Raw genomic sequence first — 17,149 nt, forward strand, 5'->3', positions numbered from 1 at the left:
TGGATTGAAGAGGGCTTGTTGCGTTAGCTTGAGCAACTGCCATTCAGACTCAAAAATTTTACCATGAATGAATATGAATACCGACATTAATAAACTCAGCGCATTATTTTTGGCGCTATGTATGGGTGGAGCTGTGGCTGAGGCTCAGTTTTCTGCTCCGAAGAGAGCATATCTTGAATCGCTTGTCACCACCGACCATCCCGACAGGATTTACCGTACCGGCGAAAACGCCACCGTCACGGTTCAAGCCTTCAAGGGAGGATTGCCCGTGGATTCGGTCTGGATAAGATATTCGGTCGGGGATGAGATGATGCCCCCCGAACGCAAGGACTCCGTAATGATTCTCGGAGGTAAGGCCACGATTGACCTCGGCACACGTAATTTACCGGGCTTCAGGACTTGCAATCTGCGATATACCGTCTACGACAAGAACCACTCCGATATAGTAAAGGTCGGTTACGACCCTGAGAAAATTGAAAGCTTCATATCCGACCCGAAGGACTTCGACAAATTCTGGCGACAGGCATTGAAAGAGGCTGCGGCTGTTGACCTTGCGCCGGAAATCACACCATTGCCCGAAAAATCAACCGAGACGGTCGAGGTATCGAAAGTGAAAATCAATGTCGGCCCGAATGGTCGCCACATCTACGGCTATCTTGCCCGTCCGCGCGACGGAAAGGAGCATCCGGTGCTCTTCTGTCCACCCGGAGCAGGGGCGAACCGCACGACTCCCTACACCGCTTACAGCGACATGGGTTTCATTTATCTCAACATCAATATCCACGACGGCTGTGATCCCGAGCTTGGCGAAGAGGAATTTCAGGCCGCCAAGGAGCGCGTGAATGACTATAACCGCCGAGGGATTGAGTCGCCCGACAGTTTTTACTACAAATCCGTCTATGCAGGATGTGCGAGGTGCATCGACTTCCTCTGTTCGCTCCCGGATTGGGACGGCAAGAATGTCGGTGTGACCGGTGGCAGTCAGGGTGGTGCCTTGTCAATCATCACCGCCGCCTTGAACCCGAAAGTGACAGCCTGTTCCCCCTTCTATCCCGCGCTCTGCGATCTGACCGGCTTCCTCAACGGTCGTGCCGGAGGCTGGCCGAAATATTTCCGTGGGAGGGAAGAGGCAAAAGGTGCTGAAGAGACCTTGCCGTATTACGATGTCGTGAACTTTGCCAAGAGAGTGAAATGCCCCGTCTTTTACTCTTTCGGCTTCAATGACGAGACCTGTTCCCCGACCTCGACCTACGCTGCCTACAATGCCATAACAGCACCCAAGAGGCTTGCCGTCACCCCGACGAGCGGTCACTGGCGCTTCCCGGAGACCAACGACGAATCCGTTGAGTGGATGATGAAGCTTTTCGGAATGAAGTAACGGAATATATACATATATAATAGAACTGACAACAGAAGTCCCGGATGGAAAAGTATCAGTCAATGATGACAGACTTTTCCATCCGGGATTTCTGTTGTCGGTATATGAATTTACTTCTTAGAGCTTCTTGAAGAAGTAGACTGTTGCTTTGTCGGACGTATCAAGAGTGTAGGGCGCGGAGATTTTGACAGATTTGTTGACCACTGTCGATTCTCCCGACTTGGGATTGTAGGCGGTGACACTGTATTTTCCTGCCGGAAGGTCGATGGGAATTGCATTCGCTCCCTGCGAGTAGACAATCATTCCATCTTTTCCTCTGAGGAGTTTGAAGTCATCGCTGTCAGTCCCGACAATTTCCATCGCAGAGGCTGCTTTGAGGAAATCGCTGTCCTTGACGGGGATTCCTGCAAGTGAACCACCTGCCATGAATACGGCCCAGGCCATGTCGGGATAGTTCTGCGCATAGTAGGTGACGGCCTTTTCAGGATACTTGTTGCGGTATTCGCTGACGGCTTTGTAGGCTTCCTTGAAAGTCACCTTGCCGACCTTCATCTTGCGTGCGTGCTGACGCGGTGCCAGATTCTTGCCACCTTCGGGAGCATAGATGCCGTCGGTCTTGTAGTGCCAGTAGCGGATGTCGATGATGTCGACAACATCGGCATATTTGGGATTGGCGAGTATGGCATCCTGCACATCCTTGGTGGTGCTGAGGGCCACTTTCGCATCCTTACCTGTCTCCTTCTCCCATGCGGCAATCTCGTCGAGCCAGAATTCAACGAAGTGCTGCGGACCGGTGAACTCGGCGCTGATGAGGTGGACAACGTTGGGATCGTCGGCGAAGTTGTCGAGGTTCATGCGGATATAGTTCTTGTGAAGCTCACGGCGTGTCGGGTGGTTGACGTCGTAGAACATATCTGCAACGAAGATTCGCTTGTCGCCTGCGAAGGGTACGGGTTCGGGGAAGTCTGTTGCGTTGATGTTGTTGGATGAACGCCAGGGGGAGTCGACCCAGTGTGCTCCTGCTTCGAGGATGTTGTGCTGGAAATAGTGCTCGTTGAAGAGGAGTTTTCCTGCCTCGGCACCCTTGTCGGCAAACTCGTCGAGGCGGCTCCAGTACCATGCGTTGGGGCGGGTGAGGTCATATTTGCTGAGACCGTCCCATGCGGTGCCCTGACCGCTGCGGGCGAAGGGCTGCTCATAGAAAGGTGCCCAGACATCTCCGTCACGACGGCGGATACGCTCATGGTCGTCGCGGCGGCGCTCATACCAGAGTCCATAGTTATGGTCGAAGACTGCAATGTCGTTCTCAACCATGTAGGCAAGCGTGGAGTCGATGCGGTCGGTCAGACCGAGGCCCTCGCGGCTCGGGACGAAGCGGGTGACGTGGGCTTTGGCCTTCGGCAGATAGTTGTGCTTGATTTTACCGTTCCACCAGGGCACTTCGTGGCGTCCGCCTGTCATGACCGCGCCGTCCATGACCATGCGGCCGTTGGCGATGTCATAGCTGTGGGTGGGAGCAGGGGTGGTTTTGGTGGCCTTGAACTTGATGTCGTCGATTGATTTCACACCTTCAGCCGACACTGAGGCGGTGAAAGGTGCGTCCTGAATCCATTTTTCAAGCGTCAGACGCGGGATGTAGGCTTCCTTTGCAAGTTGCATGGCCGCTTCGACTGTCGGGCTGCTTGTTGCGTTGGTTGCCATCGGGAGTATGCGCGACTGCGATTCGGGTACCTCGCTTCCGAGACGGTCGGTAAGCTGTGCGTAGAAGAAGCTTCGCGGCTGGACATGATTGTTGGACTGCGCCCATTCGCCGTCACCTGAGAATTGCGCCCAGCAACCGTAGGCAGCGTTTATGGCATCGGGTGCAGGAGTGTAACACTCGATTTCGGCTGCCGTACACTGCCAGAAGAGGGAGTTGCCGGTGTTCCAGCCTGCGCCGTTCTTGTCCTGACCGAGATTCTTGTATGTGAGGTTATTGCCGTCGATGTTGACAACGTCGAAGAGCAATCCGGGTGCCCATGCGTCGACCGAACCGCTGAATCCGAGTGCTTCCTCGGCCTCACACTGCACGAAGGCGTTAGGACCTGGAGCGATGAATCCGGCTGAGAAGTCGTTGATACCGTTCTTGGAGAGACAGCGCTGGAAGAGGTTCTGCTGTCCGAGTGTCTGGAAGACGGCGCGGCGCATACCTCCGATTTCCGACACGGGCTCGGATGCGATACAGTCCTCGACGGTGATTTTCGATGCTGTGGGCTGAAGGATGACTGCGCTTCCTGCGAAATGCTTGAAATCAACCTTGCGCACCCAGCAGTTCTCGGCGTTGGCCACTGAGATGCCGTCCCAGCAGTGGTCCTCATCTTTGGGATACTTTGTGTTGTAGTCCGAAACGAGGGTCATGTTCTCGATGCCGATGTCGGAGATGCGGCCTGGCCATGAATAGGGGAGGACGGTTGTCTGGGCCCATTTGCTGTCGAGTGCCATTGTGAGCGGTGCGTCAAGCGTAAGGCTTCCGGGAGTGGCTTCGGTCACAGTGCGGTCCCAGCGCATGTCGATGTCGGTCGGTTTCCATGCGAGGGCGCTGATACCGCCTCCATAGATGTCGCAACCCATCGACTCAATCCATTCAGCCGTTGACGGACGCATGACAAACACACGGTCGCCAGCCTTGAGTTTTGCATTGCCCTTCACGTCGAGTTTCCCGGCATTGACGGGGACATAGCTGTCGGTGACGGTAAGCGTATCGGTGACAGTGGGGTTGAAAATACCCTCGACATAGATGAGCGCGCCACGGTCAACTCCGGTCTTCTTGATGACGGTGGCAGTTTCGCTGCTACCGCGGAGCACAACGCCGGAAGCCGCTATGCGGAGCGGTCTGGAAATCTCGAATTCACCTTTGTCAAGAAGCACTGCGCCTCTGAATCCATCCTTCCCTTCAGGAAGCGAGGCTGCATAGTCGATGGCGCGCTGGATGCGCTCGCTGTTGTCGCCGGCTTTCCAGGGGACGAAAACGACAGTGGCCACGTCGGGTATCGGTTGCGATGAATTGCGGTAGCCGCAGGTTGAGTAGTCGAGGATGCGGTTGCCACGCTCATCGGTCACATAGTTTATTTTTCCATCTTTGACCGTCATTGGCATCTCGGCGCGCGCACTGAAGGAGAGCAGCGAGAGAAGGCCGACGGACAGGAATATCTTGTTCATGATGTTTGATTTTGATGTGGTGTGCATTTATAAAATCAGTGCTGAAAGCACCTGCCGTCAATATCAGCAACGTGATTTCAGCACTGCCATTATGCTAAGTATTATATCTGTCAGATTGTGCCTCCACGGGCTTTGATACGTTCGTACCATGCCTCGCGTTCTTTCTTGAGGTCATAGCCGCGTTTGGCGAGATAGTTGTTGATACGGCCTTTGTACTTGCCGAACACCTCGTGCTTCTTGTTGGAAGTCTCGGCGTCAATGGCGAGTTCGCGCGCCTCGATGAGCCAGGCCATAATCTGTGCCTTCTCCTCGTCGGTGAGGGTCGGAATCATGTCGAGGTGTGAATCGTAGGTCACCTTGACAACGCCGTAGGTCATTCCGTCCTTCACGGCATCAATCTGCTCGGGGGTGAGATAGAGCGAAAGGTCAGCCGGAAACTCGAAGTGGGAGCGGTAGAGCGCGGCGTCCTTCTCGTTCTGGGCGGCCTGTACGGCTGCGTTTTTCGCATCACCGGTGAGGCTTTCCTTGGCGGCTTTCACCTTCTCGTCGCGGACGGTGTAGATGTCGTTGAGCTTGAAGTAACGGTTGGCAATGATGTTGGTGACCTCCTTGGCTTTGTTGTCGTCGTTGAGACCGAGCTTGTCGACAATCTTCTGCGAACGCTTGACGATTGACTCGACGTAGGCGGGGTCGCGTCCTTCAGTGTTCAGCTCGACAGCTCCGGCGCTGAGTGAGAGCGCCGAGAGCAGTAAGCCGACTATACAGGATTTGTACATGTTCATAACGTAGGGTATGGGAAAATAGAGGTGTGGTTTGGATTACATCACCTTGCCTTTTGCGGCGAGAGTGTCGTAGTTGTTGTTCAGATCCGACCAGTCAACGCGGATTTTGGTGCTGATACCGTTGATGTATTTCTCAATGTTGGTATATCCGTCGCCGGTGCAGTCTCCGTTGGCATCCGAGGGATCGTTGGGGTTGAGACCGTTGGCGATTTCCCATTCGTCGGGCATACCGTCGCCGTCAGTGTCGACGCGGGGTGTGCCTTTGTATTCGGGATAGCCACCCATCTGCATGGGGTCGGTGATGATACCAACCTTGTAGGAATCCTTCGGGAGACGGCGGTATTTGAACGAACCGTCCTCTGCACGGGATTTCTCAGCAAGACCGGAAGTGTCGCCGTTGTGCTTCTTGGCAAGCTTCTCGTCGTAGTAGGGGACACCTGTGCGGACTTCCTCGATGATGCGCTCGTCGATGATGTCGCGGGTAGGAATGGTAGCACCTACATTCTTAAGAATGAAATCGTAGGCATCCTCAGCCGAAGAGATGCGGACGTAGGGCATCTCGAAAGGAGTCTTCGAGCGCATGTAGTCGGTGAACTCGCCGGTATCGGGATCGGTTTCTATCTGGATACCTCCGGCCCAGTTGTCGGCAGTGATTTCGGGGTAGCCCTCCATGATGTTGCCTTCGGCATAGACGCGGCCATAGACCTTGTGGTCAAGTTTGCTGCGGCCGGCTTCGGGTTTGAGGAAGCGGTGACCGATGTTGCCCTCCTTGGGAGTTGCGGGACCGGGCTTGTAGTAGTTGTTTATCATGTTGAACTTGGCAGTGTAGTCGCCACCGTCGGATGAACGGTGTACCCAGTTGAACACGACATTGTTGACGAAGTTGAACACGCCGTTCCAGCCGATTGACGGGTTGCGGCCCGAGTTGCTTGCCCAGAGGTTGCGGGTGAACATGTTGTTCTCGCCACCGAGGGTCGAACCGAAAGCGTGGTTGTAGGTGTCGAGAGCCTTGGCCGAGATGGTGTTCTGGATGGTCACGTTGACAGTCGGGAGCTTCAGTTCGGTTGTCTGATACTGGCCCTCGCTGGGGTCATACATGTGACGGTAGAACGAGATATTTTCATCGAGACCCCATTCTGCCGAGCAGTGGTCAATCATGATGTTGCCGACAGGGTTGCCACCGAAAGAGTCCTCGCGGTTGTGGACACGGGTGTCGCCGCGACGGAAACGCATGTGACGGATGACAACGTCGTGGGTATCGACCTGGAACGACTCACCTGCGATGCAGATACCGTCGCCGGGAGCTGTCTGGCCTGCGATGGTGACGTAGGGGGCACGGACATAGAGGGGTGTCTTGAGGTTGATGACGCCGGCCACGTTGAAGACGATGATTCGCGCACCGCCCTGTTCGCAAGCCCAGCGGAATGAACCGGGACCGCTGTCGTTGAGGTTGGTGACGGTGATGACTTTACCGCCACGTCCACCGGGAGAGTACATGCCTCCACCTTCCGCGCCGGGGAATGCGGGAATTGTGGCTTTGACGAGGTCATCGGGACGGGAAGCCCAGGGCACATACGGGCGGCCTTCGCGCGCCTCTTTTTCAACTATGGGCTTTGCGATTGCCCATGCGGAATCTGCGTGTTGGCGGGCAGCGGTGATCATGGTCTGGTAGTCCTGCTTGGCTTCCGGAGTGAGCTGCGGATACTGAGCCATCATTGTCGCGGGGATTGCCATCATGGCTGCCACGGCCAGTGTTGAGATTTGACGATTCATTGCTATCAGTAATAATAATGGATTGGGTTTGATTGATTGGTCCTTGGACGGATGTCGTGAGGCCGGTGAGACCGACATTCCTGTCATTGGACAGACTATTGCATTTCCGGTTTAACGCCGGGAAGTGAATTAGAGTTAAAATCGTGGGGAAAACCGGTCTGTCGGACCATCTTTTCCCCACGACTCTATCTTGAAAAATCAGTGATTATTCTGCGAGGGGGTCAAATGTACCTGCCGCACCACCGTTTGCCACGTTGTCCCATCCGATAGTCTGCTCTATTGTCGGATTGGCTGTCATAGCTCCGTATGAAAGACCGGGGAAGTAGTAGTTGGGGCGGAAATTGAGGTAGAGCTGCTGATGGTCTGAGTCGTAGCTGTCACCTTTTTTCTCTTTGCGCACCAGATATGAATTATACCAGTCTGCAAGAGTCGTCAACTGAGGTTCGAGATCATTGCGATAGTCAACGGCGGCGCAACGTTCCACGTCTTTAAGAGGATCGGGATTTGATCCATCGCTGCCAAATTTGTCACCACCAAGACCTCCGTTGTACTTGTCTTGCACGCAGAATTCCATGTTTTCTCGGCGAGTGCCGTTGAGAGGTTCAAATCCGAGATATGCACAGGTGTTGCCACCCCAGCCTGAAAGTCGCCATGTAGAAGGTGCACCGGAGACAATACCTTGTCCGCCATCGAAGAGCATCCATCGACGGAGGTCGTCAAAACGCTTGCCTTCGTAGGCGAATTCAATCTGACGCTCGTAGAGGATAGCTGCCATACAAGCTGCCTCGTCAGATAAGAGGTTGGACTGAAGACCACAGTCGCCGGTATAGCCTACACGGGTACGTACTTTCTTAAGCTGCTCTACAGCCACATCGGGATGTCCGGCCTGGCAAGCGGCCTCGGCATAGTTGAGGATAACTTCAGTGTAGCGCATCTCAATGACGGGGGCAGCAGAGAATTTGAAACCGTTGCCTTGAGAGAAGACATAACGATAAGCTCCTGAAACGTGGAGGTCATCTGTGCGCTTGCGTATGTACATACCCTTCACGTTACCGAGAAGACCATCAGGACCATAAGTGTCACCATTCTCAATGTCATCACGATCCTCGGCTTTAGTATACCATACATAGTTCCATAGCTGATAGTTGTTACCCTCATAAGGATAGTGTCTTTCAGCGTTGACTGCGTCACCTTCGAATGCCCAGCAAACTCCGGGGAAAGCGAATGTACGGTAGAAACGCGGGTCACGATTGAGGAAGGGAAGGTTGCTGTCATAGGCGATGTCGGAGGGATTAAGCGTTGTATAGCTATTGTAGCTTGAGGGACGCTTGCCATCCTTCATCGGGAAAAGGTCAACCATTGTTGCCGATGGAGTTCTGCCGCCGCCGCCAAAGCTGTTTGACGGACGCAGGCCGTTCTCCCAGAGGTTATTTTTAGAGTAGTCAGGTGTACCACCGGATGCGATGGTATTGTATTGAGCAAACCAGAGAGCCTCCGGGTTGGCCTCTGAAGCACCGTCAATGAACATCTTCGCCCAGTTGGAGGCGTTAGTGCCGGGGTTACCTTCGTAGGCAAGATAGTTGCCGTAACGGTTGATTTCAGGAATTGCTGTGAGGAAGAAATTATATGCATCGATCCATCGCTGCTTATCATTAGTGCGGTTGAAAAGCGGACTTGCATAGAGAACCATCATTCGTCCTTTAAGAGCAAGTACAGTAGCTACTGTCGGACGTCCATATTCGTAGTTGTTGCGACCGGCAACCTTACCATCGAGCAGTGTTGCTGCCATGTCAAGGTCTTTCATGATGAAATCATAGGTCTGCTTGGTTGTGGAGCGAGGGACACCGATTTGCGGCACCGGATCGAGTACATCGGTGACGAGAGGTACACCGCCGTACCATTTGAACATCAGATAGTAGCTCCATGCACGGAGAAAGTATGCCTGACCGAGAAACTCAGCCTTGTCTTCCTCGCTTAGTGTGCTTCCGGTCACTCCGTTGATGAAATCGTTGATGTCACGGATACGTCCCCATGCTGAGTTTCGTATTTTGTTGGCCTGACCTTGGAAGAAATCCAATACAGAGTTTGTATTAGACATTGAAGTTAATTCAATCTGCGGATTCACGAATGCTCCGAAACCGCTGTACTCTTCTGTACTCTTTGACATGTCGTCTGCCTCGCCTGAACTCGGGGAGAGATAGGGTAATGCTCCGTTGTAAGTATAGGGGAGCGCGAGCATGTAAAGGTCCTGAAGACGACCGTTGGCACCCGAACGATAGTTGTATGCCTCGGGTGTAGTTGACTGATAGTTTTTCATATCCTTCATGAAGTCGTCGGAACATGAAGAAAATGCCAGACATGCAGCCGCTGTTATGATATATGATTTTAATTTCATATTGTATGGATATTAGAATGTGAGATTAACACCGACAGTGAATTTACGGAGGTTGGGATAGTTACCGTATGTACCGGCCATCGGGCTCATGAAATGATCGGGGTAGGGATTATAGAAGTTGAGAAGGTTCTGTCCGGTAACATTTACTCGTGCAGAGTTGATTCCTACCACCTTTGTGAGCTTTGAGGGAATCGAGTAGGCAAGTGTCAGACGTGTGAGACGTGCGCTTGCTGCACTGATGCGCCAGAATGTAGATGCAGTGCTGTTGATTGACCAGTTGGGGTTGGGGTAGTAGGCATCGCGGTTTGCTTCGAGAAGCAGACGGCCTTGTGCGTCGTATATGTCTTCGTAGACATATACATTGTCCGGATTCCAGAATGACGGCATATTGGTATACTGCATGTCATTGATGCTGGTTGAGATTGATTTACCGGGCATTGTTGTGTAGCCACCCCATTGTGCGCTGATCTGAGCGGTAAGTGAGAAGTTCTTGTAGTTGGCACCGAGGTTGAAGGTCATACCATAGGGATTTGAACGACTTGAGAGCTGAACTTGGTCGTTGTCTTTGTCAACTACACCGTCAGGAGCTGCATACGTTCCATCAGGCTGCTGGGGACCGCGAACGTCCTTGAAAATGAGCATACCGGGACGTACCTGGTCTTTGCTCATACCCATGTAGGAAGTGATGTTGTACTTTGCGAAGTACTCATCAATGTCCTGGAAGCTGCGGAACATGCCGAGACATTGCATACCCCATGTGCCTACATCTGCACGGTGACCCTTGGTCTGCTGGCGGTAGAGATATTCTGTCTGCCAGGGGATAAGGATGACTTTGTTGTCAGAGAGACCGGTATTCATGCCAATGCGGTAGCTGAAGTCCTTGCCGATGTTACCACGCCAGTTGACTGAAAGTTCGGCACCATAGAGATCCATTTTGCCGTAGTTCATAGGAGCGGATGCGATACCTACGAGGCCGGGGACACCGGATCCGGATGTGAATGGCATGAGCATTTCACGGTCCCAGGTGTAGTAAGCATCGAGACCTACGCTGAGGCGGCTATGGAAAAGATTTAAGTCAATACCTGCGTTGAACTTGCTGCTCTTGTCCCAGTGGGCGTTGCGGTTTACGGCTGAAGCGTCATTGACCTTAATGTTTGAACCTGACTGGATGGTGTTACCGAAGCCGAACACAGGGCCTTTGTCAAGGTCAGTTCCGTAGGTCTGCATCCACTGCCATGCGTTGGTATTGTCACGACCGGTGAGACCGTAGGATGCACGGATTTTGAGGTAGTCTATCCAACTGACAGCGTTGCGGAACCAGTCTTCTTCTGAAATAATCCAGCCTGCTGATACAGAGGGGAATTTACCCCAGTAGTTTTCGGGAGCAAACTTGGTCGATGAATCGATACGGAGAAGGAATTCGAGAAGATAGCGGTTGTTGTAGGCATAGTTGGCACGGAAAATGTAGGAAAGTGAACCGGCCTCTGAACGAGTGAAGTTTGTGGTCGGCTTACTCTGCTGATTGACAGAGTTGGACTGTCCGGTACCGAATTCATAAGGATAAGTAACCATACCTTCAAGCCATTCGCTTTCAAACTCAGATTTTTCTATGCCGAAAAGTGCATTGACAGAATGGTTGTTGAAATCACGGTTGTAGGTGAGTGTGAAGTTCATCTGATAGCTGTCAGCGCGGTCCATAGTACGGCTGAGATAGCCACCTTCCTGACCATTGGGGACCGGAACACCTCCGTTGGCGAGGACAAAGTTGGAGGAATTCAAGAGGGCATTGTAGGAATCTTCCTCACCTGCAATAGGAGTGTACAGGTGGTTGCCAGAACCGGAACGGACATTCATCATATAGAGGTCATACGATGAACCAAACTCGTTTGTCTTGGAGTTATTGATTGTCTTGGCATAGCTGAAACGGGCCTTGAGTCCCTGAAGCGGGGAGAAGAATCCGAAATCAAGTTCGAGGCTGGTGTTGACTTGGAAGTTTGAGGTCTTATTACGGCTGTAGTCTCCGCTATTCTGGAGCACTGTGTGATTGTAGTTCTGATTCTGATCGACTTGTGAGTTAGTGGGGCCGTAAGTGGCGATGGGATAACCGTTGACACTCTCAGGGATGTAACGCGGGTGGGTGAGGAGAAGGTTATAAGCCTTTTCATCGCTGGAACCGCCGACTTTCACGAGGGGTTTGTTCTTGTTGCCGTAGTCACCTGAAATCTGAAGTGAGGCTTTGACCCATTTTTTGAGGGTTACGTCAACGCCTGCGCGATAGTTCCAACGGTCATAGTCGAGCTTTCCAAGATTACCGTCCTGATCGAAGTAACCGATGTTGGCATAATAGTTTGCCTTTTCGGTTGCACCGCTGATGCCAACGTTGTGCTTCATTGTAAAACCTGTTTTCCAGTTGTCTTCAAGAAGATCGTAGTTGAGGTTGCGCATTGCGTTGAGTTCGTCAGCCTGAAAGAGGGCTGTGCGACGGTTGAGGGTGGTGTTGGTGGGATCGGCTGCGGCCATCGCGTTATAGAGGCGGCCGTAGTCGTATGCGCTGAGCATCTTGGGGTTGGAGATGGCGTCGGTGAAACCGAAGGTGCCGCTGTAGCTGATGACGGGTTCTCCGAGCTTACCTTTCTTGGTGGTCACGAGGATTACGCCGTTGGCCGCACGCGAACCGTAAACGGCTGCTGATGCGTCCTTGAGCACTGTGATGCTCTCAACGTCGTTGGGGTCGAGGTTATTGAAGGCTTCAGCACCAAGATTCTGATTATCGAGATTACCGATTTTGACAGAGTTGTTGTAGACCACGCCGTCAATCACGAACAGAGGTTCCTGTGTTTTTACACCAATCTCACCGATGGTACGAGCGCCGCGGACAAACATCTGTGCATTAGTACCGGGCTGGCTTTCACCACCGCTGACACTAAGGCCATTGACGAGACCGCTAAGTGATGAGGCAAGATTGCCGTCAGCAAGATCTTTGATGTCATCCATTGCTACAGTCGAAATAGCACCGGTGAGGTGAGCTTTCTTCTGTGTGCCGTAGCCGACAACAACGACTTCATCAAGACTCTGGCTGTCTTCCTGAAGGACAATTTCTTTGATGTTGAAATCGGTGATTGTCATGGGAAGATAGCCAATATATGACACCTCCACTTTACCACCCTTGGGCACTTTGATAGAGAAGTTACCATCGATGTCGGTGATGGTGACGATATCAGTGTCAACAACACGAACTGTGGCACCGATCAGAGGCTCGGCCTGTGAGTCAGTGACTGTGGCCTGATACAATACGTCTTGCGCGAACGCGGGAATGGCCATCAGAAGCGCAAATAGGACGAGGCTTATTTTTGCTATACAGTGTTTCATTTGTCTATATATTTAAGGTGTTTATTCAAACCAACGTGGGTCGCCAATCTTATTCTCGACACAGATGGCTGCTTGCGGACGGAAGTTGACACCACCCTTGGCTTCGTCGAGGTTGAACATTTCTGTTGTTGGTCCGGCGAAATCAGGATCCACTTCTTCTGACATCTTAGTGACATTGTTGTGGAGCTTTGCATCGCTACCTGCAAGCCATGACACATTATTGGATGATATTTGGCTTGTACCGTTGCGGAAACAGTACTCATCAAGACGGTTGATGTCGTAGAAAATGCAGTGGTTGATTGTGGCTACGAGACGGCTGTTGTCCATATTGTTCGCAAACTTATCACCGGTGAAAGTTTTGTAGAACGTGCAATATGTGATTGAGTGTTCGGTTGTAGCACCGGGGCCGAACGCTTTTTCTGGTTGCATACGGACTCCGTAGCGGAGGAAGCGGCATTTGTAGTCAGCAAGATTGTAGAATGTACTTTTTGTAAGAGTCATTCTCTCAATGCCGGCGAAGCCCCAGTTGTCCTCAAGGCTGATTGCGGGTTTGGCGTTGGCTTTGTTGAACTGAACGACGCAGTTGTCGATACGTAGGTTCTTGAATGCCCAACCTGATGTACCTTCATTGACCTTGCCTGTCGCGATAAGACTGGAGGGGACGTTGCGGAGGTTGCAAGACTCTATGGCTACGGGGTTCATGACGATATAGCCGTCCTTTACGTCGCCTGATAAGGCCTTAAGACCAAGAGCCTCAGTCGAGAATCGTGCATCAGCATCTCCATTGATGATGATAAGACTGGTAAGAGGGGCTTCTGTCATGTCAAAATCGATGTAGCGGAGAGTAAGTCCATTTTGGTTGACGAATGCTCCTTGATCCTTGACAACAACGAGCGGGCGGTTGTAACGGTCGCCACGGATAGTTACGTTTGCTACCTTTAAGTCAGCATTACCTGTGAGGTTATAAGTCTCGCCGGCGATTAGCTCGAATGCAATCTCGTCTGTTGAATTGGCAGGAAGATTCTCGGCGATAAATTGAGAAATTTCCATGCCGGCGGGGATGGTTGTTGCAGGAAGCATAGTGCTGTAAGCCACAGTTGAGGGCGTGACGGAACCTTTGTTGTTTAGTTTGTCGTTGCCCAGTGTTCCAACGCTGACTTCATATTTGGTGTCTATCTCGCGCTTGAACGAGAAGTGGCAGCCGTCAATGACGCTGTCTTTCACCACGGCGATAGGGTTTTCGGGATCATTGACAATGCTGACGTTGGCGAGATATCCTCCCGCACCGAATACAACGGGCCAGGAAACATCAACACTTTGAGAGCCGTCACCGGCTGTCTGTACCTTGAAGTTTTCCAGCTCAAGCTTCGGTGCCTCCAATTGGGCATTGGTCACACCTGCTCCGGGACTGAAACGTTCGCTATCGTCCACGCCTTCGGCGCAAGAGATCACGAGAGCTAACATCATGGAGGTGCAGCAAGCGCCACTGAGCCATTTGATTCTGTAGTTCATGGTTCTTGATTGATAGTTTTGGTTAATAATTATTGGTTATTTCTATTTGCTGTATTTGATTGACGGATACTTTATTCGGCCTGAAACACCTTTTTAATATATTCGATGTTTCTGCCGAAGTTGTATTTGACGTCTCTCACCTTGCCGGGGTCTCTCGATCTCTCGACGACGAGCCATCCTTCCCAGCCCATTTTGTCGAGCGTATCCTTGATGGCAGGGAGGTCGACGGCGGGGTCATCCTGAAGATTGAAGCCGTCGGTGTTGCTCAGATGAATCTGGCAGATGTTCTTTTTGCCGAGCGCGCGCAGTTCCTTCACCGGATTGCGGCCTGCGTCGAGGTCGTCCTGAAGATTGTAGTAGATTTTTATGCCCGGAGAGTTGATTTCTTTCAGCAGTTTCAGATTTTCCTTGGCGGGGAGATTGGTGCGGATGCCGATGACGGCACCATCGGCCTCGGCCATGACACCGGCCACATGCAGGCGTTTGACGAGTTCCTTGCGTGCGGGGCCTGCTACGGTCCAGTCCTCCTTGATGCCACCGAGGGGGAGGAACGCAACTTTGGCGTCCATCGCGCGCATTGTCGACAGACAGTCTTCGATAAGAGCCTTGTAGTTGTGGTGGGTGAGGAATGATTGTCCGAAGAAGCCCGACATGGCCACTGAGGGAACCTTGACGCGAAGGCTGTCGGCAGTCTCACGGAAAAGTTTACGGAAATGGGGCTGGTGGAATTTGTTGTCAAACGTGTCACGGGTGCCGAGTCCACCGACATCCATTTCGACTCCGTCGCCTTTCAGTTCTTTGATGAGTTTGAATGAGCCGATTTTTTGACGTTTCAGCATCATCCAGTCACACGCGGCCACCTTGTAGCGGTGGTCACTTGTCTTTTCGTGTGCAACTGCCGGGAGCGTCAGCAACACAATCAGCATAAGGCCGAATAAACGAGTTAGATTCATTGTCACTTGGACTTAAGGTATTTTTGAAATACTGTGTTATTGTAATGCCTACATTAATAATAAACCTCGGCTTTTGACTTTTGGAAATAATGAGCCTTTTTAGTGACCCGTTTCCCGGGGAGAACGTCAAACTCTCTTTAGAATTGTGACTTAGGGACCTGTAACCGGATGCAAAGATATATATTTTTTCACAAAAACAAATGATTTTTCAAATAAAAAGTGTAAAAATTAACACTTATCCCACTTATTGTACTTTGCTTTTACCAAAAATATGTTTTACAGCATAAAAATCGGGCATCTTTTTTGCCCTCGCCGCCTTGTGGCTGTTATTGTATCTTGTGGCTTCTTGTATATCTCATCTTTCCGTCTGTTTTTATCGTTATTTTCCCGCTGCATTTTGCATTATCGCATCTTTTATGGTATATGGAGAGGTATCTTTGCTGAAAAAATTGTAATATCATGAAAAAGTCAGAAAATCTAAGCAAAAAGCACCATCTTGGCATAGAGGCGAATGCTTGCAAAACAGGTAGGGGAATCAGTCATAGAGTCGAAGTAAATCCGGATGTTATGGGCACAAAAACAGTAGCGGATGGGGAATTGTGTCATCCGGCATTGACAGGTGTGCACGCTGAAAGTGTGAAAACAAGGGCTTGTGAGGGATTGGTTGGAGAGGGGGAAGGTATGGACAGTGGGGGCATTGGCGGACGTTCCGGTAGGAAGAAGGCTGAGGAGTGGGATTTGCCGGTGTCGAGGAAGTATTATGCTAAACTGAAAGCCAAGGTGGAGCAGATTTATCTCGATCTTGGCCATGCTGTCAGTTGGGCTGAACCTGTCATGAAGTGGATCAATCTTTATCTGCGTGATGGGGATAAGCCGCAACACAGGTATACGGATGAGCATGTGATGTGCGTGTTCTTCTCCTTGCGGCCTGAGATTGACGAGGCTGTACGTCGCTCGGCCCTTGCCCGTCAGCGTGCAGCCGAACGCCGCGCACGAAAGCTGACCAAAGAGGAATGTGTCCAGGCTGAATGCCGTGCGCGAGAAATGGCTGAGGAGGAATGTGTCCAAGCAGGATCGCAGGCGAATGCTGTGCATGGGTACAGCCGGAGACGAGAGCGGGTGTCCGCAGGACACCGATTTCTGCGTAACCCTGTACATCGGAGCGCAGCGGAGATGTGCAGGGAAAGTGAAATAGAAAAAGCAGAGATGTCCGCAGGACATCGATTTACTTCTTAGTTTGGTGGTATATAGACTATCTATAATAAATAGATGATGGTAAATCGGTGTCTTAGCAGACACCTGACTTATTATAGCTACCATGATCCCTGCACATCTCCGCTACGCTCCGATGTACAGGGTTACGCAAAAATCGGTGTCCTGCGGACACCCGCGTCTGCCATCCGGACCGCCCCCTGTATGTACCTCTGTAGATAATTGCGACCGAGCGGACCACCTCTGCACTATGGACTACTCCTGTAGGTTGGACGCAGATATGTATATCCGGAGGCGTGAGCGGAGCTGCCGGGAGCGGCATGGATGCATCCGGTGACGTGAGCGGGGATGCTGGGAGTGGCAGAGGTGCATCCGGAGGCGTGAGCGTGGATGCCGGGAGGTGCATGGGTGTATCCGGAGGCGTGAGCGGAGATGCCGGGAGGAGCAGGGATGCATCCGGAGGCATGAGCGGAGCTGCCGGGAGGTTCATGGGTGCATCCGGAGGCGCGAGCGGGTGTCCGTAGGACACCGATTTCTGCGTAACCCTGTACATCGGAGCGTAGCGGAGATGTGCAGG

Annotated in this window: 10 protein-coding genes; 2 read left to right on the plus strand and 8 right to left on the minus strand. The window is 52.0% G+C overall.

The genetic code is table 11. The features are described from left to right. The first annotated feature begins 73 nt into the window (after window positions 1–73). Window positions 74–1,378, plus strand: a complete 1,305-nt coding sequence (locus QZ310_RS11545) for an acetylxylan esterase (protein ID WP_297072940.1) — start codon at window positions 74–76, stop codon at window positions 1,376–1,378. Window positions 1,379–1,495: 117 nt separating this feature from the next. Here QZ310_RS11545 and QZ310_RS11550 read toward each other — a convergent pair whose 3' ends face one another. The 7 genes from QZ310_RS11550 to QZ310_RS11580 form a co-directional block, all read right to left on the minus strand. Then, entirely contained in the window at window positions 1,496–4,576 is a 3,081-nt protein-coding gene (locus QZ310_RS11550; RefSeq protein ID WP_297072942.1) for a DUF6298 domain-containing protein, read from the minus strand. Between the two features lie 110 nt (window positions 4,577–4,686). Next, complete coding sequence (locus QZ310_RS11555; protein ID WP_297072959.1) at window positions 4,687–5,352, minus strand: DUF3826 domain-containing protein; 666 nt, start codon at window positions 5,350–5,352, stop codon at window positions 4,687–4,689. A 42-nt stretch (window positions 5,353–5,394) separates the two neighbouring features. Further along, the gene (locus QZ310_RS11560; protein ID WP_297072961.1) at window positions 5,395–7,095 is read right to left on the minus strand and encodes a thrombospondin type 3 repeat-containing protein; all 1,701 of its coding nucleotides are present in this window, start codon (window positions 7,093–7,095) and stop codon (window positions 5,395–5,397) included. Between the two features lie 241 nt (window positions 7,096–7,336). Then, window positions 7,337–9,526 (minus strand): RagB/SusD family nutrient uptake outer membrane protein, encoded by a 2,190-nt coding sequence (locus QZ310_RS11565; protein WP_297072944.1) that lies wholly within the window; start codon window positions 9,524–9,526, stop codon window positions 7,337–7,339. Window positions 9,527–9,538: 12 nt separating this feature from the next. After that, window positions 9,539–12,895: a TonB-dependent receptor gene (locus QZ310_RS11570; protein WP_297072946.1), complete on the minus strand. Its 3,357-nt coding sequence runs from the start codon at window positions 12,893–12,895 to the stop codon at window positions 9,539–9,541. 21 nt (window positions 12,896–12,916) lie between these two features. Next, the gene (locus tag QZ310_RS11575) at window positions 12,917–14,407 is read right to left on the minus strand and encodes a DUF4992 family lipoprotein (protein ID WP_297072948.1); all 1,491 of its coding nucleotides are present in this window, start codon (window positions 14,405–14,407) and stop codon (window positions 12,917–12,919) included. A gap of 71 nt (window positions 14,408–14,478) precedes the next feature. Then, window positions 14,479–15,360 (minus strand): TIM barrel protein, encoded by an 882-nt coding sequence (locus tag QZ310_RS11580; protein WP_297072950.1) that lies wholly within the window; start codon window positions 15,358–15,360, stop codon window positions 14,479–14,481. 459 nt (window positions 15,361–15,819) lie between these two features. On the opposite strand from QZ310_RS11580, the gene QZ310_RS11585 reads away from it, so the two are divergent. Next, complete coding sequence (locus QZ310_RS11585) at window positions 15,820–16,596, plus strand: hypothetical protein (protein WP_297072952.1); 777 nt, start codon at window positions 15,820–15,822, stop codon at window positions 16,594–16,596. Window positions 16,597–16,820: 224 nt separating this feature from the next. On the opposite strand, the gene QZ310_RS11590 is transcribed toward QZ310_RS11585, so the two are convergent. Further along, a partial coding sequence (locus QZ310_RS11590; RefSeq protein WP_297072954.1) for a hypothetical protein occupies window positions 16,821–17,149 on the minus strand: 329 nt, incomplete at its 5' end.

Origin of the sequence: uncultured Duncaniella sp. (assembly GCF_910577345.1) — a bacterium.
Classification (GTDB): Bacteria; Bacteroidota; Bacteroidia; order Bacteroidales; family Muribaculaceae; genus Duncaniella.